The sequence below is a fragment of the Butyrivibrio proteoclasticus genome (assembly GCF_900115735.1).
Taxonomy (GTDB): domain Bacteria; phylum Bacillota; class Clostridia; order Lachnospirales; family Lachnospiraceae; genus Butyrivibrio; species Butyrivibrio proteoclasticus_B.
The window spans coordinates 1-1,621 of the sequence record NZ_FOXO01000070.1; the positions used below are offsets into that span (position 1 = coordinate 1).

1 protein-coding gene is annotated in these 1,621 nt (G+C 37.9%); it reads left to right on the plus strand.

Annotated features, from left to right (window positions below; translation table 11 throughout):
* Positions 1–266: 266 nt before the first annotated feature.
* The gene (locus BM146_RS18900) at positions 267–1,613 is read left to right on the plus strand and encodes an IS4 family transposase (RefSeq protein WP_074892241.1); all 1,347 of its coding nucleotides are present in this window, start codon (positions 267–269) and stop codon (positions 1,611–1,613) included.
* The last annotated feature ends 8 nt before the right edge of the window (positions 1,614–1,621 follow it).

The window sequence follows — 1,621 nt, forward strand, 5'->3', positions numbered from 1 at the left end:
CAATGCCAGTTTCCTAGCTTAACTAAATAGAACTATTATGAGTAATCAGCTCAAATCAGCTAATCATGCGGATTTGAGCTGATTTTTGTCATGTGAATGGTCTGTCACCGGATTACAGTTCCAGTAACATAATTCATACAAAAAACTAAAAATATATATTGACATAGATATCAAAATGTGTGGCCCCATTCCTGATTACCACCAGGAATGGGGCCCCTTAATCAAGAACGTATTCGCATTCACTCATGATTAAGGAGGTACACATTATGAACAATTTCCCATCAGAAGTCAAGCAGACTCTGAACAATATCATCAATGATATGGCTGAGGTAGCATGGCTTTATTCAACAAAGCCTGGCCATAGTTTCACACGTTCCGGCAAACTCGGCTTCGCTAAAACCATGAGCCTTATCATTTCCATGGAAGGTGGCACAATTGGCGAAGAAATGATGGAGTATTTCAACTATGATCTTAATTCCCCTACGCCATCAGCATTTGTCCAACAACGCACAATGATAAAGCTTGAAGCTTTTCAATATCTGTTCAAAGAATTTACAAGCCGTTACCATACTCCTAAATATAAAGATGGTTATAGCATTCTTGCAGCTGATGGTACAAAGGTTGTTTACGCAACCAATCCTGCTAATGTTGATGACTATGTAAAGCCCGACAAAGAAGGTGACCGCGGCTATAATCATCTTCACCTTAATGCCTTCTATGACATAGTTACCGGATGTTATGTTGATGCCATTATACAGCCAGGAAGCAGGCAGGATGAGCGCGAAGCCCTCCACACCATGATTGATAACTATGATACTTCTGATCCCTTGCATACAATCATTACTGTGGATCGCGGTTATGAATCATTTGATCTTATCGGCCACATGCTTGATAAAGAACTAAGATTTGTAATGCGTGTTAAAGACTATACTGTATATTCATCTCTTCTTACTAACCTTACCAGTAGTTTCCCTGACTGTGACGAATTTGATGTTAACATCAAGAGGTTTGTAACCAGAAGCAGGAGTAAGATCAAACAAAGCCTTGATCCTGATGTCTACCTATACATAAAGCCACAGAAAAACTTCAGAAGTCTACCTCCTGAAAGTGATGATCTTTACTACCTAAATATAAGAGTTACCAGAATTAAACTCAGTGATGGTTCCTATGAATGTCTCGTAAGCAATCTTCCTATGTCAGAATTTACAGCAAAGGATCTAAAAGATCTTTACCATGCAAGATGGAATATCGAAACCTCTTTCAGATACCTTAAATATGCAGTTGGAATGACTAACTTTCATTCAAGGAAGGTAGAGTTTGTAAAGCAAGAAATTTTCGCAAAACTAACTCTATTCAACTTTTCTGCATTTATCACCAATCACGCATCAGTGACTAAGAATTCAAAAAAGTCTAAGAAGCATGATTATAAAATCAACTTCTCTATGGCAGCGAAAATTTGCCATAAATTTCTTAAAATGGCTAAATCTTTGCCGATACCTGATGTAATAGCATGGATAGAACGTAATCTAAGAGTAGATAAAACAGATGAGCGGCATTTTATCCGTAATCTACGAGGTATAGGTGCCTGTAGTTTCTTGTATAGAGTAGCTTAGTTCCTCAA

What these genes read in the sequence shown, in the direction of transcription:
- BM146_RS18900 (WP_074892241.1), top strand. Translation starts at nt 267, where the DNA reads ATGAACAATTTCCCATCAGAAGTCAAGCAGACTCTGAACAATATCATC.